This is a genomic window from Pseudomonas sp. BW16M2 (assembly GCF_014268865.1).
GTDB lineage: Bacteria > Pseudomonadota > Gammaproteobacteria > Pseudomonadales > Pseudomonadaceae > Aquipseudomonas > Aquipseudomonas peradeniyensis.
In genome coordinates this window covers 1-22433 of record NZ_JABWRI010000039.1, presented here as the reverse complement: position 1 = coordinate 22433, position 22433 = coordinate 1, and the positions used below count along the sequence as shown (strand labels likewise).

Below are 22433 nucleotides of genomic sequence, written 5' to 3'. Positions count from 1 at the left end.
GGCACGAAAGAAAAGTGGCTCAGGGTGGCGCCGGGCGCGCCCACGGTCAAGGGGCGGGCGGATGGAATGGCCCTCGGGACTGTGTTAAAAAGGCCAGGCACATGGCCTGCACGGCCTTTTGGCGAATTCGCTCCCAGGCAGAAGCGCAACTATGGAACAACCCCTGAAGGTGATGGTGATCGACGACTCCCGCACGATCCGCCGCACCGCGCAGATGTTGCTCGGCGAGGCCGGCTGCGAGGTGATCACCGCCAGTGACGGCTTCGACGCCCTGGCCAAGATCGTCGACCACAAGCCCCGGATCATCTTCGTCGATGTGCTGATGCCGCGCCTTGACGGTTACCAGACCTGCGCCATCATCAAGCACAACAACGCATTCAAGGACACCCCGGTGATCCTGCTCTCTTCACGCGATGGCCTGTTCGACAAGGCCCGCGGCCGGGTGGTCGGCTCCGACCAGTTCCTGACCAAACCGTTCAGCAAGGAAGAACTGCTCGACGCGATCCGTGCCTGCGTGCCCGGTTTCGCCGCGCAGGACCCAAACGCACCCTGACGCCGCCCTCGCCGGACGGCGTCTCTATTTCCTGATGGGGAAACAGCATGGCCCGAATTCTGATTGTCGACGACTCGCCGACAGAGATGTACAGATTGACCGAATGGCTGGAGAAAAGCGGCTATGGGGTGCTCAAGGCCGACAATGGCGCCGACGGCGTGGCCCTGGCCCGCCAGGAAAAACCGGATGCCGTGCTGATGGACATCGTCATGCCCGGCATGAACGGCTTCCAGGCCACCCGGCAACTGAGCAAGGACCCGGAAACCAGCAGCATTCCGGTGATCGTGGTGACCACCAAGGACCAGGAAACCGACCGTATCTGGGCCCAGCGCCAGGGCGCCCGCGATTTCCTGACCAAGCCGGTGGAGGAAGAGGCGCTGATCGCCAAGCTGAAAGAAGTGCTCGGCGCTTGACCACCCGCCCCCAGGGTGCGTCGCTGACCGCCTTCGAGCTGTTGCTGGACATCGACCGGCGCTGCCGCCTGCTGGTGGCCGACCAGCCACCGCAGGACACCCGCCTGCAGCAGTGGAGCGGCATCGGCTTTCGCATTGCCGGGCAGTGGTTCGTCGCGCCCATGGGCGAGGTTGCCGAGGTGCTGCGCGAGCCCCGCAGCAGTCGGGTGCCGGGCGTGCAGCCGTGGGTTCGCGGGGTGGCCAACCTGCGTGGGCGGCTGTTGCCGGTGATGGACCTGTGCGCGTTCTTCGGCCTCGGCCCGGCGGCGACGGGCAAGCAACGGCGGGTGCTGGTGCTGGACCACGAGGAGCTGTTCGCCGGGCTGCTGGTGGACGAGGTGGTCGGCCTGCAGCACTTCGCCCTGAGCAGCCTCGAGCTGTCGCCGCCGCAGCCGCTGATTCGCGCGGCCGCGCCCTTCGTGCAGGGCCATTTCCCCCGTGAACGCAACTGGGCGATCTTCAGCCCGTTCGCCCTGGCCCAGGCCCCGGGTTTTCTCGATGTGGCGTTGTAGAGGATTTTCGACGTGAACAAGCCAGGACCTTCCGTTGCCACCGCCGGCGTCTCGCCGGCCGCCGTGGCCCAGCGCCCGCGCAGCACCGCGCAGATCACCGTGCTGTTCGTGGTGCTGATCCTGTCGATCGTCCTGCTGTTCGCCAACTTCGCCTACCTCAACACCCAGGCCAACCACGACAAGCAGTACATCGGCCATGCCGGCGAGCTGCGCGTGCTGTCCCAGCGCATCGCCAAGAACGCCACCGAGGCGGCGGCGGGCAAGGCGCTGGCGTTCAAGCTGCTCAGCGATGCGCGCAACGACTTCGAGCGGCGCTGGAGCTACCTGCGCGAGGGTGACAAGACCACCGGCCTGCCCGCCGCGCCGGTGACGGTGCGCGACGAGATGGACGCGGTGCGCCAGGATTGGGAGAACCTGCGCAAGAACACCGACACCATCCTTGCCAGCGAACAGACCGTGCTGTCGCTGCACCAGGTGGCGGCCACCCTGGCCGAAACCGTGCCGCAACTGCAGGTCGAGTACGAGAAGGTGGTGGAGATCCTGCTGCAGAGCGGCGCGCCGGCCAACCAGGTGGCCGTGGCCCAGCGCCAGTTGCTTTTGGCAGAACGCATTCTCGGCTCGGTCAACACCGTGCTCGCCGGCGACGAAACCTCGGTTCAGGCCGCCGATGCCTTTGGCCGCGATGCCAGCCGTTTCGGCCAGGTGCTTGAAGGTATGCTCGCCGGCAACCCGGCGATACAGGTCACCCGGGTCGAGGACGCCGATGCCCGGGCGCGGCTGGCCGAGATCGCCGAGCTGTTCCAGTTCGTCTCGGGCTCGGTGGACGAGATCCTCGAGACCTCGCCCGAGCTGTTCCGCGTGCGCGAGGCCGCCGGCAACATCTTCAGCCTGTCGCAGACCCTGCTCGACGAGGCCTCGCACCTGGCCAACGGCTTCGAGAACCTGGCCGGCGGGCGCACCCTGGACACCGTCGGTGGCTACGTGCTCGGCCTGCTGGCGCTGGCCTCGATCATCCTCATCGGCCTGGTGATGGTGCGTGCCACTCACCGCCAGTTGCGCGAGACCGCCGAGAAGAACGAACGCAACCAGCAGGCGATCATGCGCCTGCTCGACGAGATCGAGGAGCTGGCCGACGGCGACCTGACCGTCACCGTGTCGGTCACCGAGGACTTCACCGGTGCCATCGCCGACTCGATCAACTACTCGGTCGACCAGCTGCGCGACCTGGTCGCCACCATCAACCACAGCGCCGAGCAGGTCGCCGCCGCCGTGCAGGACACCCAGAACACCGCCCGCCAGTTGGCCAAGGCCTCCGAGCACCAGGCCGAGCAGATCAGCGAGGCCTCCGAGGCGGTGGGCGACATGGTCGAGTCGATCGACCGGGTCTCGGCCCACGCCTACGAGTCGGCCAAGGTGGCCGAGCGTTCGGTGGCCATCGCCAACAAGGGCAACGAGGTGGTGCACAACACCATCCACGGCATGGACAACATCCGCGAGCAGATCCAGGACACCGCCAAGCGGATCAAGCGCCTGGGTGAGTCCTCCCAGGAGATCGGCGACATCGTCAGCCTGATCGACGATATTGCCGAACAGACCAACATCCTCGCCCTCAACGCGGCGATCCAGGCCTCGCTGGCCGGCGAGGCCGGTCGCGGCTTCGCGGTGGTCGCCGACGAGGTGCAGCGCCTCGCCGAGCGATCCTCCTCGGCGACCCGGCAGATCGAGGCGCTGGTACGGACTATCCAGGTCGACACCAACGAGGCGGTGATTTCCATGGAACAGACCACCGCCGAAGTGGTGCGCGGCGCGCGCCTGGCGCAGGATGCCGGGGTGGCCCTGGCGGAAATCGAGGGCGTTTCGCAGACCATGGCCGAACTTATCCACAGCATCTCCGACGCCGCCCAGTTGCAGACCTCCTCGGCCGGGCAGATTTCCCACACCATGGCGGTGATCCAGCAGATCACTGCACAGACCTCCGCCGGCTCCGGCGCCACCGCCGACAGCATCCGCCACCTGGCGCGCATGGCCAGCGAGATGCGCCGCTCGGTGTCCGGCTTCACCTTGCCCAAACCGGTGGAGCGCTCGTGAACGAGGCGAACCTGAACGCGCCCGGCGAGCGTCACGACACGGTGGCCCTGGCCTGGACCAAGGCGCCGATTCTTGATTGCCTGGGTCAGGCGCGTCAGGCCCTGGAGCGCTTCTCGGCAGAGCCGGGCGACCTGTCGATGCTGGCGTTCTTCGTCGACAACCTGCACCAGGTCCACGGCTGCCTGCATATGCTCGCGCTGCCGGGCGCGATGCGCCTGGCCGAAGAGCTGGAGCTGCTCGGGCGGGCCATGGCCGACGGCCAGGTGAGCCCGCGTGGCGATTGCCTGGGCGCGCTGTTCCGCGGGCTCGAGCAATTGCCGCCGTACCTGGACCGCCTGCGCGGCGCGCGCCACGACCTGCCGCTGGTGGTCATGCCGCTGCTCAACCAGCTGCGGGTCTGCCGTGGCGCCGAACCCCTGGCCCAGGGCAGCCTGCTGGGTGACCTGGGGCAACGGCTGGCCGGTGCGGCGGACCTGGCCAACCTCGACCTGTCCCTGGGCAGCTGGCGCGAGCACATGCAGGCCGGCCCCGGGCGCGACGCGCTGCGCTCAGTGGTGATGGCCCTGTGCGACGACCTGATGCGCATCAAGGACCGCCTCGACCCCTTCGTCGGTGGCGAGCGCACGCCCAGCGAGCCACTGGAGGCGCTGCTGCCGCCCTTGCGGCACGTGGCCGATACCCTGGCGGTGCTGGGCTTCCAGCAGCCGCGACGGGTGATCATCGACCAGGTGCTGGCGTTGCAGGCACTGGTCGAAAAAGACGGCGGCGTGGACGAGGCGGTGCTGATGGATGTCGCCGGGGCACTGCTGTATGTCGAGGCCACCCTCAACGGCATGGTCGGTCCGCTGGAGGAAATCAGCCCCGGCAGCCTGCCCGGCTCGGACCTGGCCGAAATCCGCCAGCTGGTGCTCAACGAATCGCTCAACGTGCTGCAGCAGGCCAAGGACCTGATTGGCGATTGCCTGGAGTCCGACTGGTCACGCCAGCGTCTGCAAGCCCTGCCCGGGTTGCTGCAACAGGTGCGCGGGGCGCTGGCGATGCTGATGCTGCCGGCAGCCGCCGAGGTATTCGCCGGCTGCGCGGGCTATGTGCAAGGCTGGCTGGTGCACCTGGAGGATGAGCCGCAAGCGGACGAGCTGGCGCACCTGGCCGATGCCCTGAGTGCCGGCGAGGCCTGGTTGCAATGGCGGGTGGCCGATCCGCTGGCCGACGCCCAGCGCTTCATCGACATGGCCCACGCCAGCCTGGCCGCGCTGGGCGTGCAGTGCGCGCGCGACACGTCAGCCAAGGGCGGTGAGCAGGCGCTGGACGGTATCGACGATGAGTTGCGCGAGGTGTTCCTCGAAGAGGCTGGCGAGCTGCTGCCGGAAATCGAGCGCCAATGGCTGCGCTGGCGAGCCGACAACGGCCTGCGCGAGGCGTTGATCGAGGTGCGGCGGGCACTGCACACCCTCAAGGGCAGCGGGCGGATGGTCCATGCCGAAGCCGTGGCCGAGCTGGCCTGGGGCGCCGAGCACCTGCTCAATCGGGTGCTGGAAGGGCGCATCGTGCTCAGCGCCGAAGGCCTGGTGGCGCTGCAGCAGGTGTTCGTGCGCCTGCCCGACCTGCTGGCCGACTTCGCTGCCAGCCAGTTGCCGCCCACGGCCGAGATCGAGCAGCTGGCCGGGCACCTGCATGCGTTGGCGCTCAACGACACGCCGGTCAGCGCCAGTATCGATGGCCTCGATCCGCACTTGCTGGAGATCTTCCGCAACGAGGCCCAGGGCCATTTGGCCGGGCTCGATGGGTTCCTGCAGACGGCCGACGGCCGGGGCAGCGCGGTCAACGACAGCCTGCAACGCGCCCTGCACACCCTCAAGGGCAGCGCCGCCATGGCCGGCGTGATGCCGGTGGCGGAACTGGCCACCGCCCTCGACCGCCTGGTGCGTGAATACAAGGGGCACCAGTTGCCCCTGCAAGTGGCGGAGATCGAACTGCTGGAGGCGGCGCGTGCGCTGTTCCATCTGGGCCTGGCCCAGCTGGGCAGCACGCCGCTGGCGCCGATCCCAGGGGCCGCTGGGCTGATCGAACAGGTCGGGCAGACGGTTGACGCCCGGTTGGCCCAACTCCAGGCCGAGCCGCATCCGCCGCGCCGGCTCCGACGCGATCCGCAGCTGACGGCCACCTTCCTGACCATGGGCATGGATATCCTGCTCGATGCCGAGGCGCGTCTCGCCAACTGGCAGGGCGACCCCGCGCAACACCATGAGTTGCACCTGCTGCTCGAGGAGATGACCACCCTCGGTCACGGCGCGCACCAGGCCGAGTTGTGGCAGGTGGATGAGGTCTGCGAAGGGCTGCTCGACCTGTACGGTGCGGTGGAGGAGGGCAGCTTGGCGGTCACGCCGCGCTTCTTCGCCGTCGCCCGGCAAGCCCATGAGGCGCTGCTCGACCTGTTCGACGAGATAGCCGCCGGCCAGGACCCGAATCCCCGGCCCGAATGCCTGGCGGCCCTGCATGGCCTGCTCGATGATGCCCTCGACCCTGCAGCATTGGGTTTGGTCGGGGCGAACGGTGTCACGGTGCTTCCGGCGCCAGGCGAGTTGCCGGACCCGGCGGTGGTCGAGCTGTTCCTCGAAGAGGCCGGGGATATCCTTGACGGTGCCGACCAGGCCTTGCGGCAATGGAAGGCCGATCCGGACAGCCTGTCGCCGCTGTCGGCGCTGCAGCACGATGTGCTCACCCTCAAGGGCGGGGCACAGATGGCGGCGATCGGCGCCGTCGAGGTGCTGGCCCAGGAGCTGGCGCTGCTCTACGAAGGCTTGGTGGACCGCCGGCTGGGTGCCAGCCCGGCACTGTTCGAGCTGCTCCGGCGCAGCCATGACGCCCTGGCCGAAATGCTGCGCAGCCTGCGCGAGGGCCAGGCACCGCTGTCGGCGGTGGCGTTGCTGGGCGAATTGCGCGAGTTCCGCCACAGCGCCCCGCCTCCCGTCGCCTCCGAGCCGCAGGACGACAACGAAGAAACCGAGGGCGACAAGGAGCTGCTGGAGGTTTTCCTCGAAGAGAGCTCCGATATCCTCGAGAGCGCCGCCGAGTCCCTGGCGCGCTGGCAGGCCGACCCGCGCAACACGGTCGAGGTGGAGAACCTGCTGCGCGACCTGCACACGCTCAAGGGCGGCGCGCGCATGGTCGAGATCGCCGCTATCGGTGACCTTGCCCACGAACTGGAATTCCTCTACGAACTGCTGGCCGCCGGGCGCCTGCCGTCGACGCCGGCCCTGTTCAGCCTGCTGCAGAACTGCCATGACCGTCTGGCGCACATGCTCGATGCGGCGCGCCTGGGCGAGCCGCTGCATGCGGCCACGGCGCTGATCGACTACATCCGCAACTTTTCCAGCGCCGCCCTGACTGACAGCGCCGCTGGCCAGCCCCAAGCCGAAGTCGCTCCCGCCGAGACCCCGGCCGCCGCCCCCGAGCGGGCGGGTGACATGGTCAAGGTCGATGCCGAACTGCTCGATGACCTGGGCAACCTGGCCGGTGAGCACTCGGTGATCCGCGGGCGCATCGAGCAGCAGGTGAATGACGCCCAGTTTGCGCTGAACGAGATGGAAACCACGCTGGAGCGCATGCGCGACCAGCTGCTGCGCCTGGACATCGAGACCCAGGGGCGGATTTCCAGCCGTCACCAGTTCGAGGGTGACGCCTATGACGATTTCGACCCGCTGGAGATGGACCGCCATTCCCAGCTGCAGCAATTGTCGCGGGCGCTGTTCGAATCCACCTCGGACCTGCTCGACCTCAAGGAAACCCTGCTGCAGAGGGCCCAGGAAGCCTACAGCCTCCTGCAGCAGCAGGCGCGGGTCAACAGCCAGCTGCAGGAGGGCCTGACCGCCACCCTGATGGTGCCCTTCGAGCGCCTGGTGCCGCGTCTGCAGCGGGTGGTACGGCAGGTAGCCAGCGAGCTGGGCAAGCAGGTCGAACTGGTGGTTGGCAACGCCGAGGGCGAGCTCGACCGCAGCGTGCTCGAACGCATGGTCGCGCCACTGGAGCACATGCTGCGCAATGCCGTCGACCATGGCCTTGAGGCCCGCGAGGCGCGCCTGGCGGCTGGCAAGCCGGAGCAGGGCACCATTCACCTGAACCTGCTGCACGAGGGCGCCGACATCGTCATCGAGATGAGCGACGACGGCGCCGGGGTGCCGCTGGAGGCGGTGCGCAACAAGGCGATCAAGCGCGGCCTGCTCGATCCGCAGGCGCGCCTGAGCGACCATGAGATCCTGCAGTTCATCCTGCGCCCTGGCTTCTCCACGGCCGAGAAGATCACCCAGATCTCCGGGCGCGGCCTGGGCATGGACGTGGTCCACGAGGAGGTCAAGCAACTGGGCGGCTCGATGAGCATCGAGTCCAGCCCCGGCAAGGGCGCGCGTTTCCTGATCCGCCTGCCATTCACCGTGTCGGTGAACCGGGCGCTGATGGTGCATGTGGAGGAGGAGCAGTACGCCATCCCGCTGAACACCATCGAGGGCATCGTGCGTGTGCCACCGGCGGAGCTGGAGGCCTGCTACCGGCTCGACCCGCCACGCTACAGCTATGCCGGCCACGATTACGCGCTGCGCTACCTCGGCGACCTGTTGCAGGGTGGCGGCCAGCCCGGGCTGCTGGGCCAGAGCGTGCCGCTGCCGGTGCTGCTGACCCATTCCCACGAACAGTCGTTCGCCATCCATGTGGATAGCCTGTCGCCCAGCCGCGAGATCGTGGTCAAGAGCCTCGGCCCGCAGTTCGCCGCGGTGCCGGGACTGTCCGGCGCCACCCTGCTGGGGGACGGGCGGGTGGTGCTGATTCTCGACCTGCTCGGCCAGTTGCGTGGCCAGCAACGGCGCCTGGCGCGGCTGCCGGGCGTGGCCGAGGCGGCGCATGGGCTGACTGGCCCGGTGCCCCGGCGGCCATTGCTGGTGATGGTGGTGGACGACTCGGTGACCGTGCGCAAGGTCACCAGTCGCCTGCTCGAGCGGCACGGCATGAGCGTGCTGACGGCCAAGGACGGCGTCGATGCCATGGCGCTGCTCGAAGAGCACCGTCCGGATGTGTTGTTGCTGGATATCGAGATGCCGCGCATGGACGGCTTCGAGGTGGCCACGCGGATCCGTCGCGATGAGCGCCTGAGCCAGCTGCCGATCATCATGATCACCTCGCGTACCGGCCAGAAGCACCGCGACCGGGCCATGGCCATCGGCGTCAACGACTACCTCGGCAAGCCGTACCAGGAATCGGTGCTGCTGCAAAGTATCGCCCACTGGAGCCGACCCCATGCTTGAACATATTGCCGGCCAGCGCAGCAGCCTGACCGGGTTGCTGCTGCCCTTGGGCGACCGCACCCTGGTGTTGCCCAACGTGGCGGTGGCCGAACTGATCGGTCACCGTGTCATCGCCTGTGAACCGGGGGAGCCGGCCTGGCACTTGGGCTGGGTGGACTGGCGCCAGCAACGGCTGCCGCTGATCGGCTTCGAGGCGGCCTGCGGCGGGCAGACGCCCTGCGGCGAGCGGGCGCGGGTGGTGGTGCTCAACGCCCTGGGGGATACCGGGCTGCGTTACCTGGCGCTGCTGCTGCAGGGTATTCCGCGCTCGTGCAAGCTCGACAGCCAGCTCAACTACGTGGATGTGCCGCTGGCCGAGTTCGAGCTGGCGGCGGTGCAGGTGGGCGAACAGGTGGCGCGAGTGCCTGATCTGGCGGGGTTGGAAAGATTGGTGCGTGACGCGCAACTGCAACCTGTAGCCGATTAGGATGGTGTCTGGGCGGGCCCTATCGCGGGGCAAGCCCGCTCCCACGACAAGGTGTGGGAACGGCCTTTCAGGAACCCGAGCGGCGTAGCGAGGTCTTTGCTTGCATGTACCATGGTGAACGTTTCAACGCCTGGACCCACCTGGTCGGTGCGGTCCTGGCCTGCATTGGCGCGGTCTGGCTGATTGTCGTGGCCGGCCTGCAGGGTGATCCCTGGAAGATCGTCAGCTTTTCCATCTACGGCTTCACGCTGCTGTTGCTCTACAGCATTTCCACCCTCTATCACAGCACGCGAGGACGAGCGAAGCGCATCATGCGCAAGCTCGACCACCTATCGATCTACCTGCTGATCGCCGGCAGCTACACGCCATTCTGCCTGGTGAGCCTGCGTGGGCCTTGGGGCTGGAGCCTGTTCGGGGTGGTCTGGGGGCTGGCGCTGATCGGCATGCTGCAGGAGATCAAGCCGCGCTCGGAGGCGAGGATCCTGTCAATCGTCATCTATGCGCTGATGGGCTGGATCGTGCTGGTGGCGGTCAAGCCGCTGCTGCACAGCCTGGGCGGCGCCGGCTTTGCCTGGCTGGCGGCCGGCGGCGTGTTCTACACCGTCGGCATCATTTTCTTCGCCTTCGACAGCCGGTTCCGCCATTGGCATGGCATCTGGCACCTGTTCGTCATCGCCGGCAGCCTGATGCACTTCGTCGCGGTGTTCTTCTACGTGCGTTAGAAATCGCCCCACAGCTGCTGGGCCACCGACAACGCCACCACCGGCGCTGTCTCGGTGCGCAGCACCCGTGGACCGAGGCGGGCAGCGTGGTAACCGCTGGCTTTGGCCTGTTCGACTTCCGCGTCGCTGAGGCCCCCCTCCGGGCCGATCAGGAAGGCCAGCTTCGCTGGTTTTTCATGGCTGGTCAGCGGCTCGGCCACCGGGTGCAGCACCAGCTTGAGGTCGGCCTCGGTGCCCTTGAGCCATTCGACCAGGGTGACCGGCGGGTGGATCACTGGCAGGGTCGAGCGACCGCACTGTTCGCAGGCACTGATCGCCACCTGGCGCCAGTGGGCCAGGCGCTTGTCGGCGCGCTCGTCCTTCAGGCGCACTTCGCAGCGCTCGCTGACGATCGGGGTGATTTCGTTGACGCCCAGTTCGGTGGCCTTCTGGATCGCCCAGTCCATGCGCTCGCCGCGGGACAGGCCCTGGCCGAGGTGAATGTGCAGCGGCGAGTCGGCCTGGCCGGGGAGGGCCTGGTCGAGGCTGACGCGCACGCTTTTCTTGCCCACCTCGAGCAGTTGGCCGAGGTATTCCTGGCCGCTGCCGTCGAACAGCTGTACGGCGTCGCCGGCGGCCATGCGCAGCACACGGCCGATGTAGTGGGCCTGGGCTTCGGGGAGTTCATGCTCGCCAAGGCCAAGCGGGGCGTCGATGAAGAAGCGGGAGAGTCTCATGGTTCTACTCGGAATCTGAATGGGGGCAGTGTGAAGGCATGGGCCTAGCCCGGATCGCGAAAATCCGGATGGAAGTCGGCCGGCACCGCCACGCTGACGCGGTCACGGGTGGCGATGTCGATCCCTTCGCTGGCCACCTCGGCCAGGAAGTCGATCTGCTCCGGGGTGATCACGTAGGGCGGCAGGAAGTACACCACGCTGCCCAGCGGGCGCAGCAGCGCGCCACGACTCAGGGCATGCTCGAAGACCTTCAGGCCACGACGCTCCTGCCAGGGGTAGGCAGTCTTGGTGGCCTTGTCCTGGACCATCTCGATGGCCAGGGCCATGCCGGTCTGGCGGATCTCGGCGACATGGGCGTGGTCGGCCAGGTGCGCGGTGGCGCTGGCCATGCGCGCCGACAGGGCCTTGTTGGCCTCGATGACATTGTCCTGCGCGAAGATGTCCAAGGTCGCCAGGGCCGCGGCGCAGGCCAGCGGGTTGCCGGTGTAGCTGTGCGAGTGGAGGAACGCGCGCAGGGTCGGGTAGTCGTCGTAGAAGGCCTGGTACACCTTGTCGGTGGTCAGGCAGGCGGCCAGGGGCAGGTAGCCGCCGGTCAGGGCCTTGGACAGGCACAGGAAGTCCGGGCGGATGCCGGCCTGCTCGCAGGCGAACATCGTGCCGGTGCGGCCGAAGCCCACGGCGATTTCGTCGTGGATCAGGTGCACGTCGTAGCGGTCGCAGGCTTCGCGCAGCAGCTTGAGGTATACCGGGTGGTACATGCGCATGCCGCCGGCGCCCTGGATCAGCGGCTCGACGATCACCGCGGCGATGCTGGCGTGATGTTCGGCCAAGGTCTGCTCCATGGCCGCGAACATGTTCCGTGAGTGCTCCTCCCAGCCCATGCCTTCGGGGCGCAGGTAGCAGTCCGGGCTCGGCACCTTGATGGTGTCCAGCAGCAGGGCCTTGTAGGTCTCGGTGAACAGCGGCACGTCGCCCACCGACATCGCCGCGATGGTCTCGCCGTGGTAGCTGTTGGTCAGGGTGACGAAGCGTTTTTTCTGCGGTTTGCCGATGTTCTGCCAGTAGTGGAAGCTCATCTTCAGCGCCACTTCGATGCACGACGAGCCATTGTCGGCGTAGAACACCCGGTCGAGACCGGCCGGTGTCATCGCCACCAGGCGCTCGGACAGCTCGATCGCCGGCTGGTGGCTGAAGCCGGCCAGGATCACGTGCTCGAGCTGGTCGACCTGGTCCTTGATGCGCTGGTTGATGCGCGGGTTGGCATGGCCGAACACATTGACCCACCAGGAGCTGACCGCGTCCAGGTAGCGCTTGCCCTCGAAGTCCTCGAGCCATACGCCCTCGCCGCGGCGGATCGGGATCAGCGGCAGCTGCTCGTGGTCTTTCATCTGGGTGCAGGGATGCCACAGGACCTTGAGGTCGCGTTGCATCCACTGATCGTTGAGGCCCATGGGCACTTCTCCTGGCGTTACGGCTTGGTTTGACCGCGTAAGCCTAAGCAATGCCGCAGGGCAGGACAACCGCTCAGTGACGCCAGGCGGGGCGCCATTCCAGCTGGCGTATATGCACTGTGCACAGCGGCAGGGTGGAGAGGACCAGACGATCGAGGGGGCCGGGTACCTCGTGCCAGAAGGTGCCGAGCGTGGCGGGGCCAGGCATGAACTCGGTGTAGTCATGGTCGCGCAGGGTCAGCCAGTAGGCGGTCGAGGTTGCGCTGCCCAGCGCATTGATCTCTACCTCGAGCAGCAGGCAATCGACCGTCTGGCCGAAGATGATCTCGATATCGGATTGGCCCAGGACGATCAGTTCCGTGCCGCTACGCCCTTCGTCGGTCTGGTAGCGTGAACTGTAGGCGATGCCATTGGAGATGATGCTCAGGCCCGTGGGAGTGCGCCAGGTGATTTCCGGCATCGGCGCCGACGGCTGCCACCTGGCGAAGTCTTCCGTGTAGATCACCGCTGTTTCTCCGGCCTGATTCTGGTGTGCGAGCCAAGCCTGCCTGCCCTTGCGACATACGGCTACTGATAAAAATACCAGTTGCCAAAAGCACTTGATGTCACTGCGGTGGCAGGGTGGGCAGAGGTGACGTATTCTTAACGCATCTCTCCCGGGGCATTCTTCCCCGTCTCTTCTATCGCTTCTCTAACCGGAGTTCGCCATCATGGCTGCTGCTTGGGTGCGCCTGTGCGCGTTGGTATTGATCGGGGTGTCCAGCGGTGCCGCGCTGGCCAAGGACAAGACGGCGATCGTCGTCGGTGGTGGCCTGGCAGGCCTGACCGCAGCCTATGAGCTGCAGGCCAAGGGCTGGCAGGTCACCCTGCTGGAAGCCAAATCTGGCATGGGTGGGCGTTCGGGGCTGGCCACCAGCGAGTGGATTGGCAACAGCAAGACCCAGCCAGTGCTCAACCAGTACCTGGAGCGGTTCAAGGTCGGTACCCTGGCGGCGCCGGAGTTCGTGCGCACCCCGGGCTACCTGATCGATGGCGAGTACTTCAGCGCAACCGATCTGGTTGCCAAGCAACCGGCCACCGCCGAGGCCCTCAAGCGCTATGAGAAGACCCTCGACGACCTGGCCCGCTCCATCGAGGACCCGTTGAATCCGGCGGCCAACAGCACCCTGTTCGCCCTCGACCAGATGAACGTCTCCACCTGGCTGGACAAGCTGCAACTGCCGGCGACCGCCCGTCAGCTGGTCAACCAGCAGATCCGTACCCGATACGACGAACCTTCGCGCCTGTCGCTGCTGTATTTCGCCCAGCAGAGCCGCGTCTACCGCAACGTCAGCGATCGCGACCTGCGCGCCGCACGCCTGCCGGGTGGTAGCCCGGTGCTGGCCCAGGCCTTCGTCAAGCAGCTCAAGACCATCAAGACCAGCTCGCCGGTTACCGCCATCGTCCAGGACAAGGATGGTGTGACGGTGAAGGTCGGCGCCGTGGGCTACCAGGCCGATTACCTGGTCATGGCCGTGCCGCTGCGGGCCCTGGCCAAGATCCAGATGACCCCGGGCCTGGACAACCAGCACCTGGCAGCCCTCAAGGGCACCAACTACGGCTGGCGCGACCAGCTGATGCTCAAGTTCAAGAACCCGGTATGGGAAAGCCGCGCGCGCATGTCCGGCGAGATCTTCTCCAACACCGGCCTGGGCATGCTGTGGATCGAACCGGCGCTCAAGGGCGGCGCCAACGTGGTGATCAACCTGTCCGGCGACAACGCTCGCCTGCTGCAGGCCTTCGGTGACAAGCAGATGGTCGACCAGGTGCTGATCCGCCTGCACGCCTTCTACCCGCAGGCCCGTGGCGCCTTCACCGGCTACGAAGTACGTCGTTACAGCACCGATGCCGGCATGGGGGGCGCCTACCTGGCCTATGGCCCAGGGCAAATCAGCAAGTATTGGCGTCTGTGGGAGCGTCCGGTCCAGCGCATCGCCTTTGCCGGCGAGCATACCGACGCACTCTACCCGGGCACCCTCGAAGGCGCCCTGCGCAGCGGCCAACGCGCCGCGGGCCAGGTCCAGGACCTGGCTGCGGGTAAGTCCTTCGACCCGGCCAAGGCCGCGCCGGTTGCCGCCGCAGCCGCCGCCGGAGCGGCGGGCGCCGTGGCGGCAAAGGACAAGGGCGGGTTCTTCTCCAACCTGTTCGGTGGCGGCTCCGACAAGGCTCCGGCCAAGGCCGAGCCTGTGAAGGTCGAGGAAGCCAAGCAGGACAAGCCGGGCTTCTTCTCGCGCCTGTTCGGTGGTGCTGACAAGCCAGAGGTCAAGACCGCGCCGATCGCCAAGGCCGAGGAGATTGCCCCGGCGCCTGCACCCGCCCCCGCCCCGGTCGCCCCGGCGCCTGTGGCCAAGGAGGAAGCGGTTAAACCTGCCGCCACCAAGGCTGCTCCAGCCAAGCCTGCGGCCAAGCAGGCACACAAGCCTGCAGCCAAATCGGCGCCGGTGAAGAAGGCCACCGCCAAGTCGGAACCGGCCAAGAAGCCGGTGGTCAACAGCCAGGCCAAGGCCGGCTGATCCCGCTATAGCCGCCATCGCGGATCTCCGCGATGGCGTCGGCACATCCAAACGACTATCGTTAATGTTTCCTTAATAGGAACCTTGCAGACTAAATATCGGATTATTAGATAATCCGAAGCAATTTTTTACGCTTTTATTCGATGCGTTACGCGCTAGTCTTGTGCGCAGCTTTCACGGGGAATACGCCAACATGCAACTGCGCAACTCATCTTCCCGCTATGGCCTGGTCAGCATCGTCCTGCACTGGGGCGTGGCGCTGGCGGTCTTCGGCCTGTTCGGCCTGGGCCTGTGGATGGTCGGCCTCGACTACTACAGCCCGTGGCGCAAGTCCGGCCCCGACCTGCACAAGAGCATCGGCCTGGTGCTGTTGGCCGCCATGCTGCTACGCGTGCTCTGGCGTTTCATCAGCCCGCCACCGCCGGCCCCGGCCAACCATGGCAAGGTCACCCGCCTGGCCGCCAAGCTGGGCCACCTGGCGCTGTACCTGGGCCTGTTCGCGGTGATGGTCGCCGGCTACCTGATTTCCACCGCCGACGGTGTCGGCATTCCGGTGTTCGGCCTGTTCGAGGTGCCGGCGCTGATCAGCGACCTGCCTGACCAGGCCGATACCGCCGGGGTGATCCACCTCTGGCTGGCCTGGGGCCTGGTGATTTTCGCGGTGTTGCATGCCCTGGCGGCACTCAAGCACCATTTCATCGACCGTGACGCGACCCTGACCCGCATGCTGGGCCGCAAAGCTTGACTCTCAACCTCAATTGCAAAGGAAGGAAGTAAGGATGTTGAAAAAGACTTTTGCCGCTCTGGCGCTCGGTACCGCCCTGATCTCCGCCGGCCAGGCCATGGCCGCCGAATACAAGATCGACAAGGAAGGCCAGCACGCGTTCGTTGACTGGAAGATCAGCCACCTGGGCTACAGCTTCATCCACGGCACCTTCAAGGACTTCGACGGCAACTTCACCTGGGACAGCGCCAAGCCCGAGGCCAGCAAGATCAGCGTCGACCTGAAGACCGCCAGCCTGTGGTCGAACCACGCCGAGCGTGACAAGCACATCGCCAGCGCCGACTTCCTCGATGTGAAGAAGTACCCGCAGGCCAAGTTCGTCTCCACCGCCGTAAAGTCGACCGGTGAGAAGACTGCCGACGTTACCGGCGACCTGACCCTGCACGGCGTGACCAAGCCGGTCACCTTCAAGGCCGTGTTCAACGGTGAAGGCAAGGACCCGTGGGGCGGCGAGCGTGCCGGCTTCAACGCCAAGACCACGCTGAACCTGAACGACTTCGGGATCAAAGGGCCAGGTCCGACCTCCCAGACCCTGGACCTGGATATCAGCGTCGAAGGTGTGAAGCAGAAGTAATTCGCTGCGCCGGAAACAAAAACGCCGCCCAATGGGCGGCGTTTTTGTTTGGCCTTCATTCGGTCCTCATCGCGGGGCGCCGATGCGACCTGCCCCGCGATTGCACTCTCAACCCTTGCGGGTCAGCAGCGCCGGACGCTCACCGCGTGGGCGGCTCGGCAGGTCGTCCAGTTGCTCGGGCGTCGGGTAACGGTCGAGCTTGGATTCCTTGCGAATGATCACCGGCGCACTCTGCGACTCGCGCGGGTTGCGCACGGCTGGTTCCTGGCGAGCCGATTCGTCACGACGGTTACGGCCGCCGTTGTTGTCACGACGAGCACCGCCATTGCTGCCACCACCGTTGCGCGGGCGTTTTTCACCCGAGCCCTGGCCTTGGCGCTGTTGGCCATTGCCACGACCTTGACCTTGCGCCTGACCACCGCCGCTGCGTTGGCCTTGTCCTTGACCTTGTCCGCCATTGCCACCCGGGCGACGGTTGCGGCCCTGGTTCTTGGCGTTCTGGTAAGGGCTGACGTAGTCGGCGCGGTTGCCGAAGTTATCCACATCGTCGTCCAGGAACTCTTCCGGGTCACGATCGGCGGGAGCCGAAGGGATGGCCTTCTGGCCCTGCGCAGCTTGCTGCTGACGTGGTTTCTTGTCACGCGGCTTGCGCTGCTGCTGGCCTTGCTGCTGCTTGTCGCCGGCCTTTTCCTTGTCGGCCTGCTTCTCGGCCGCAGGTTTGTTGCGGCCTTTGTCCTTGCCCTTGTCCTTGCGTCCGCCACTGCCTTCCTTGCCGCCTTCGCCGCGAGGTTGCTGGTTGCGGCCACCGCGGCCAGTGTTCTGCTGGCGCTCGCGGACTTCCGGCTTCTCGGCCTCGACCTGGGAGGCGTCGAAGCCCATCAGGTCGCCATCCGGGATCTTTTGCTTGGTGACGCGCTCGATGCTCTTGAGCAGCTTCTCTTCGTCCGGGGCGACCATCGAGATGGCCTCGCCCGAGCGACCGGCACGGCCGGTGCGGCCGATGCGGTGAACGTAGTCTTCCTCGACGTTGGGCAGCTCGAAGTTGACCACGTGAGGCAACTGGTCGATGTCCAGGCCGCGGGCGGCGATGTCGGTGGCGACCAGCACGCGCACGGTGTTGGCCTTGAAGTCGGCCAGGGCCTTGGTACGGGCGTTCTGGCTCTTGTTGCCGTGGATCGCCGCGGCAGTCAGGCCGTGCTTCTCGAGGTACTCGGCCAGGCGGTTGGCGCCGTGCTTGGTGCGGGTGAACACCAGTACCTGTTCCCAGGCACCCAGGGTGATCAGGTGCGCCAGCAGGGCGCGCTTGTGGCTGGCCGGCAGGCGGTAGACGCGCTGCTCGATGCGCTCGACGGTGGTGTTCGGCGGCGTGACCTCGATGCGCTCGGGGTTGTGCAGCAGCTTGTCGGCGAGGTCGGTGATGTCCTTGGAGAACGTCGCCGAGAACAGCAGGTTCTGGCGCTTGGCCGGCAGGCGTGCCAGCACTTTCTTGACGTCGTGGATGAAGCCCATGTCGAGCATGCGGTCGGCTTCGTCCAGCACCAGGATCTCGACCCGCGAGAGGTCGACGCTGCCCTGGCCGGCCAGGTCGAGCAAACGACCCGGGCAGGCGACCAGGACGTCGACGCCCTTGGCCATGGCCTGGACCTGCGGGTTCATGCCGACGCCGCCGAAGATGCAGGCGCTGATGAAGTTCAGGTCGCGGGCATAGACCTTGAAGCTGTCATGCACCTGGGCGGCCAGCTCGCGGGTCGGAGTCAGCACCAGCACGCGCGGCTGGCGCGGGCCGTGACGTTGCGATTTGTCGGGGTGGCCACCCGGGAACAGGCGCTCGAGGATGGGGAGCGCGAAGCCGCCGGTTTTACCAGTACCTGTCTGGGCGGCGACCATCAGGTCGCGACCTTGCAACACGGCGGGAATGGCCCGCTGTTGCACCGGAGTGGGCTGGGTGTAGCCCGCTGCCTCGATAGCGCGGACAAGAGCCTCGGAGAGACCGAGGGAAGCAAAGGACATGGGCAATCCTGTTCTCGTGGGGGCTGGGCCCGATGGGGTGTTCTGCCTGGCGCGACGGGCATCGGAGGGATGCGATCGCGTCCGGTCCAGCTGGGCGTTCACGGCGCATCCTGGAGCCTGCGGGCGGCGCGCAAGGTGCGCTGCTGCGGGTCGAGATGCCTGTTGCGAGGCCGAGCGTCCGGGCGTGAGCCTGGCGGGAAGGCCCGAGTATAACAGAGCAATCAGGGTGTGCTGCGTTCCTGCTGCTCAACGGCGAAAGGAAAATCCCGATTGCCCAGGTAGCGGGCGTTGATCGCCGCATAGGCCGGCTCCTGCTTGAAGCGTCGCAGTTCATCGCTGAACGCCTGTGCCAGCTGCTCGCGGCCGGGCTTGCGGGCCAGCCCCAGGTACTGCGGGCGGCGGCTGATCACCAGGGGCAGCGCCTCGACGGTCTGTTCCAGGCCCAGCTGGCGGCTGACATAGCGGCCAACCCGGCGGTCGGTCACCAGCAGGTCGATGCGCCCGAGCGCCAGCTTGCCGAAATTGGCTTCGTGGCTGGGCGCAGGCTCCCGGCGGAACAGCGGCGATTCGGCGAAAACGCCGTCGTAGACATAGCCGGGCGAGGTACCCACGGTCAGCCCTGCCAGGTCTTCGAGGCGCTCTACCGGGTGGGGGCGTGAGCGGGCCTGGTAGAGGACGAACTCGACCTCTGACATGGGCTCGTCCGGGTAGACCAGGTAACCCTGGCGCGAGTCGACCCGGAAAATATCCATCACCGCGTCCGCCAGGCCCTGCTCGATCATGGCCAGGCAGCGCCGCCAGGGTAGGAACTGCCATTGCACCTCGACGCCCAGGCGCTTGAACACCTCGTTGGTGACTTCGTAGTCGATGCCTTTGGGCTGACCGTTTTCCTGGTAGAGGTACGGCGCCCAGTCGTCGCTGACGATGCGCAGGCGTTCGGCATGGGCCAACGGGCTCAGGCCGGCGAGCAGCAACAGCAGGAGAGGGAGGATGAGCGTGCGCATGGCGGGAGAGTACGCTGCGAACCCGGGCAAGGCCAGTGAACACTGGTCGCGGGGGCCTGCGGCACAAGCACGAATGAACAAGGCTTTGACCTGCGCCAAAGCCCTGTTCACAACCATCAGCGTGGCAGCTTCAGGTTGTTCCAGATCGCCAGGCTCGGTTCGGCCTGGTTGAGGGTGTAGAAGTGCAGGCCCGGTGCGCCGCCTTGCAGCAGTTGTTCGCACATGCGGGTGATCACTTCCTCGCCGAAGGCCTGGATGCTGGCGGTGTCGTCGGCATAGGCTTCCAGCTGCTTGCGGATCCAGCGCGGGATCTCGGCGCCGCAGGCGTCGGAGAAGCGTGCCAGCTTGCTGTAGTTGGTGATCGGCATGATGCCGGGCACCACCGGGATCTCCACGCCCAGTTGCTGCGCGCGCTCGACGAAGTAGAAGTAGCTGTCGGCGTTGAAGAAGTACTGGGTGATGGCGCTGTCGGCACCAGTCTTGACCTTGTGCACGAAGTTGGCGAGATCCGTCTCGAAGTTGCGCGCCTGGGGGTGCATCTCCGGGTAGGCGGCCACTTCCAGGTGGAAGTGGTCGCCGGTTTCCTGGCGGATGAACTCGACCAGGTCGCTGGCGTAGCGCAGCTCGCCGCTGGCCATGCCCATGCCCGACGGCAAGTCGCCGCGCAGGGCGACGATGCGCTTGATGCCGGCGGCCTGGTACTCGGCGAGCAGGGCGCGCAGGTCGTCCTTGCTGTCACCCACGCAGGACAGGTGTGGGGCGGCCGGGACCTTCACTTCGCTTTCCAGCTGCAGCACGGTGTTCAGCGTGCGGTCGCGGGTCGAGCCCCCGGCACCGTAGGTGCAGGAGAAGAAGTCCGGGTTGTAGCTGGCCAGCTGGCGGGCGACGCCCATCAGCTTCTCGTGGCCGGCGTCGGTCTTGGTGGGGAAGAACTCGAAACTGTAGCGGCGTTCTTGTGACATCTCTCGTTCCTTCGGCGGCGCGCCCGGGGCGGCTACCTGCAAATAAAAGCCAGGACGGTTGGGGCCGGCCTGGCTCGGACATCGGTTCGACGCGTTGCCAGCCAGCGCCAGGGCGATTGCCTAGCGCTGGCGCCGCTGCTTAGTAGCGGTAGGCGTCCGGCTTGAACGGACCTTCTACGGTCACGCCGATGTACTCGGCCTGCTGCGGGGTCAGCTGGGTGACCACGCCGCCGAAGCCGCGGACCATCTCCAGGGCCACTTCTTCGTCCAGCTTCTTCGGCAGCACTTCCACGGTCAGGCGCTCGGCCTTCTTGGCGGCTGGCAGTTCGGCGAACTTCTGCTCGAACAGGAAGATCTGCGCCAGGACCTGGTTGGCGAACGAGCCGTCCATGATGCGGCTTGGGTGGCCGGTGGCGTTGCCCAGGTTCACCAGGCGGCCTTCGGCCAGCAGGATCAGGTAGTCGTCGTTCTGCGGGTCGAACACGCCAGCACCGGTGCGGTGGATCTTGTGCACCTGTGGCTTGACCTCTTCCCATGCCCAGTTCTTGCGCATGAAGGCGGTGTCGATCTCGTTGTCGAAGTGGCCGATGTTGCAGACCACGGCGCGCTTCTTCAGGGCCTTGAGCATGTTGGCGTCGCAGACGTTGACGTTACCGGTGGTGGTGACGATCAGGTCGATGCGGCCCAGCAGGTCCTTGTTGATGCCGGCTTCGGTACCGGTGTTGATGCCGTCCTTGAACGGCGAGACCACTTCGAAGCCGTCCATGCAGGCCTGCATGGCGCAGATCGGGTCGACTTCGGTGACCTTGACGATCATGCCTTCCTGACGCAGGGACTGGGCCGAGCCCTTGCCCACGTCGCCGTAGCCGATCACCAGGGCCTGCTTGCCCGACAGCAGGTGGTCGGTACCGCGCTTGATGGCGTCGTTCAGGCTGTGACGGCAGCCGTACTTGTTGTCGTTCTTGCTCTTGGTGACCGAGTCGTTGACGTTGATTGCCGGGACTTTCAGCTCGCCCTTGGCCAGCATGTCCAGCAGGCGGTGCACGCCGGTGGTGGTCTCTTCGGTCACGCCGTGGATCTTGTCCAGCATGGCCGGGTATTTCTTGTGCAGGATTTCGGTCAGGTCACCGCCGTCGTCCAGAACCATGTTGGCGTCCCATGGCTGACCGTCTTTCAGGATGGTCTGCTCGATGCACCACTCGTACTCTTGCTCGGTTTCGCCTTTCCAGGCGAACACCGGGATGCCGGCGGCGGCGATGGCGGCGGCGGCCTGGTCCTGGGTGGAGAAGATGTTGCACGACGACCAGCGCACTTCGGCGCCCAGGGCGACCAGGGTCTCGATCAGCACGGCGGTCTGGATGGTCATGTGGATGCAGCCGATGATCTTCGCACCCTTGAGCGGTTGCTCGGCTTGGTACTTGCGGCGCAGGCCCATCAGTGCCGGCATTTCCGATTCGGCGATGATGACTTCCTTGCGGCCCCAGTCGGCCAGGGAGATGTCGGCGACCTTGAAGTCGGAAAAACCAGCAGGCGTGTTTACAGCGCTCATTGAGAGCCTCCATTCGTAGTGTGCGAATGGGCGCCGTTGTGCGTTGAGCGTTCGCTTGCGCGAACAACGCCCCAACCGAGCCTGACAGGCCGAGCCTGCTGCAGCGCCCCTCGGATGGGTGGCGGGATGGCCACCACTGTGGGGGACCATGTGAAACGGCAGGGATTATAGCCGCGGGCGTGTGACACACCCAAGACTTTCTGTCGATTAATCGAGACGATAGTCGATGTTCAATGGAGGGTGACCGAGTGGTCTGCCATGATTAGCGCATGTGAGCCAGGCAGGTCAGGAGTACAGATGAACTTTCACACCCGCAAATGGGTAAAACCCGAAGACCTCAACCCCAACGGCACCTTGTTCGGCGGCAGCCTGCTGCGCTGGATCGACGAGGAGGCGGCAATCTACGCCATCGTCCAGCTGGGCAACCAGCGCGTGGTGACCAAGTACATTTCCGAGATCAACTTCGTCAGCGCCTCGCGCCAGGGCGACATCATCGAGCTGGGCATCACCGCCACCGAGTTCGGCCGCACCTCGATCACCCTCAAGTGCGAAGTGCGCAACAAGATCACCCGCAGGGCGATCCTGACCGTCGACAAGATGGTCTTCGTCAATCTGGGCGAGGATGGTCAGCCGGCGCCGCACGGGCGGACCGAGATCAAGTACATCCAGGATCAGTTCCCGGACAGCGCGGTCGAGTAAGCGCTGGAGCGTTGGGGGGGGGGGGGGGCCCCCCCCCCCCCCCCC

General features: G+C 66.2%; 18 protein-coding genes and 1 riboswitch. Of the genes, 11 read left to right on the top strand and 7 right to left on the bottom strand.

Annotation, left to right across the window (positions count from 1 at the left end):
* The first annotated feature begins 151 nt into the window (after positions 1–151).
* From pilG to HU735_RS24410, 7 genes are all read left to right on the top strand, one after another.
* A complete protein-coding gene (pilG, locus tag HU735_RS24440) occupies positions 152–553 on the top strand; it encodes a twitching motility response regulator PilG (protein ID WP_186715946.1) in 402 nt (133 codons plus the stop codon).
* Positions 554–600: 47 nt separating this feature from the next.
* Positions 601–966, top strand: a complete 366-nt coding sequence (gene pilH, locus HU735_RS24435; protein ID WP_186715938.1) for a twitching motility response regulator PilH — start codon at positions 601–603, stop codon at positions 964–966.
* Positions 963–1517, top strand: a complete 555-nt coding sequence (locus HU735_RS24430; protein WP_186715929.1) for a chemotaxis protein CheW — start codon at positions 963–965, stop codon at positions 1515–1517. Before pilH ends, HU735_RS24430 begins: the two co-directional genes overlap by 4 nt.
* Before the next feature lie 63 nt (positions 1518–1580).
* Positions 1581–3605: a methyl-accepting chemotaxis protein gene (locus HU735_RS24425; protein WP_186715997.1), complete on the top strand. Its 2025-nt coding sequence runs from the start codon at positions 1581–1583 to the stop codon at positions 3603–3605.
* A complete protein-coding gene (locus HU735_RS24420; protein ID WP_346655380.1) occupies positions 3602–8899 on the top strand; it encodes an Hpt domain-containing protein in 5298 nt (1765 codons plus the stop codon). The genes HU735_RS24425 and HU735_RS24420 overlap by 4 nt, the downstream gene beginning before the upstream one ends.
* Complete coding sequence (locus tag HU735_RS24415) at positions 8892–9365, top strand: chemotaxis protein CheW (protein WP_186715927.1); 474 nt, start codon at positions 8892–8894, stop codon at positions 9363–9365. Before HU735_RS24420 ends, HU735_RS24415 begins: the two co-directional genes overlap by 8 nt.
* A 104-nt stretch (positions 9366–9469) precedes the next feature.
* Positions 9470–10087 carry a hemolysin III family protein gene (locus tag HU735_RS24410; RefSeq protein ID WP_186715925.1) on the top strand — a complete coding sequence of 206 codons (618 nt, stop codon included), beginning with the start codon at positions 9470–9472 and terminating at the stop codon, positions 10085–10087.
* Here the strand turns inward: HU735_RS24410 and HU735_RS24405 are convergent.
* The 3 genes from HU735_RS24405 to HU735_RS24395 all read right to left on the bottom strand — a co-directional run bounded on the left by HU735_RS24405 (position 10084) and on the right by HU735_RS24395 (position 12759).
* Positions 10084–10803 carry a 16S rRNA (uracil(1498)-N(3))-methyltransferase gene (locus HU735_RS24405; protein WP_050707238.1) on the bottom strand — a complete coding sequence of 240 codons (720 nt, stop codon included), beginning with the start codon at positions 10801–10803 and terminating at the stop codon, positions 10084–10086. The two genes, HU735_RS24410 and HU735_RS24405, sit on opposite strands and share 4 nt — an antisense overlap.
* Positions 10804–10847: 44 nt before the next feature.
* Positions 10848–12254, bottom strand: a complete 1407-nt coding sequence (locus HU735_RS24400) for an adenosylmethionine--8-amino-7-oxononanoate transaminase (protein WP_186715923.1) — start codon at positions 12252–12254, stop codon at positions 10848–10850.
* Between the two features lie 73 nt (positions 12255–12327).
* A complete protein-coding gene (locus tag HU735_RS24395) occupies positions 12328–12759 on the bottom strand; it encodes a hypothetical protein (RefSeq protein ID WP_186715921.1) in 432 nt (143 codons plus the stop codon).
* A gap of 205 nt (positions 12760–12964) precedes the next feature.
* On the opposite strand from HU735_RS24395, the gene HU735_RS24390 reads away from it, so the two are divergent.
* The 3 genes from HU735_RS24390 to HU735_RS24380 all read left to right on the top strand — a co-directional run bounded on the left by HU735_RS24390 (position 12965) and on the right by HU735_RS24380 (position 16164).
* Positions 12965–14806, top strand: coding sequence for a flavin monoamine oxidase family protein (locus HU735_RS24390; RefSeq protein WP_186715919.1), 1842 nt, complete (start codon positions 12965–12967; stop codon positions 14804–14806).
* Between the two features lie 193 nt (positions 14807–14999).
* Positions 15000–15551, top strand: a complete 552-nt coding sequence (locus HU735_RS24385; protein WP_050707234.1) for a cytochrome b — start codon at positions 15000–15002, stop codon at positions 15549–15551.
* 34 nt (positions 15552–15585) lie between these two features.
* Positions 15586–16164, top strand: coding sequence for a YceI family protein (locus tag HU735_RS24380; RefSeq protein WP_050707233.1), 579 nt, complete (start codon positions 15586–15588; stop codon positions 16162–16164).
* 108 nt (positions 16165–16272) lie between these two features.
* Here HU735_RS24380 and HU735_RS24375 read toward each other — a convergent pair whose 3' ends face one another.
* The 4 genes from HU735_RS24375 to ahcY form a co-directional block, all read right to left on the bottom strand.
* Entirely contained in the window at positions 16273–18174 is a 1902-nt protein-coding gene (locus tag HU735_RS24375) for a DEAD/DEAH box helicase (protein ID WP_186715914.1), read from the bottom strand.
* Between the two features lie 221 nt (positions 18175–18395).
* Positions 18396–19178: a transporter substrate-binding domain-containing protein gene (locus HU735_RS24370; RefSeq protein ID WP_186715909.1), complete on the bottom strand. Its 783-nt coding sequence runs from the start codon at positions 19176–19178 to the stop codon at positions 18396–18398.
* A gap of 116 nt (positions 19179–19294) precedes the next feature.
* Positions 19295–20140 (bottom strand): methylenetetrahydrofolate reductase [NAD(P)H], encoded by an 846-nt coding sequence (gene metF / locus HU735_RS24365; RefSeq protein ID WP_186715907.1) that lies wholly within the window; start codon positions 20138–20140, stop codon positions 19295–19297.
* Between the two features lie 139 nt (positions 20141–20279).
* Positions 20280–21689, bottom strand: coding sequence for an adenosylhomocysteinase (ahcY, locus tag HU735_RS24360; RefSeq protein WP_028688336.1), 1410 nt, complete (start codon positions 21687–21689; stop codon positions 20280–20282).
* A 21-nt stretch (positions 21690–21710) separates the two neighbouring features.
* Positions 21711–21807, bottom strand: a riboswitch (S-adenosyl-L-homocysteine riboswitch).
* Positions 21808–21986: 179 nt separating this feature from the next.
* Here ahcY and HU735_RS24355 point away from each other — a divergent pair.
* Complete coding sequence (locus HU735_RS24355; RefSeq protein WP_186715898.1) at positions 21987–22388, top strand: hotdog domain-containing protein; 402 nt, start codon at positions 21987–21989, stop codon at positions 22386–22388.
* Positions 22389–22433 lie beyond the last annotated feature (45 nt).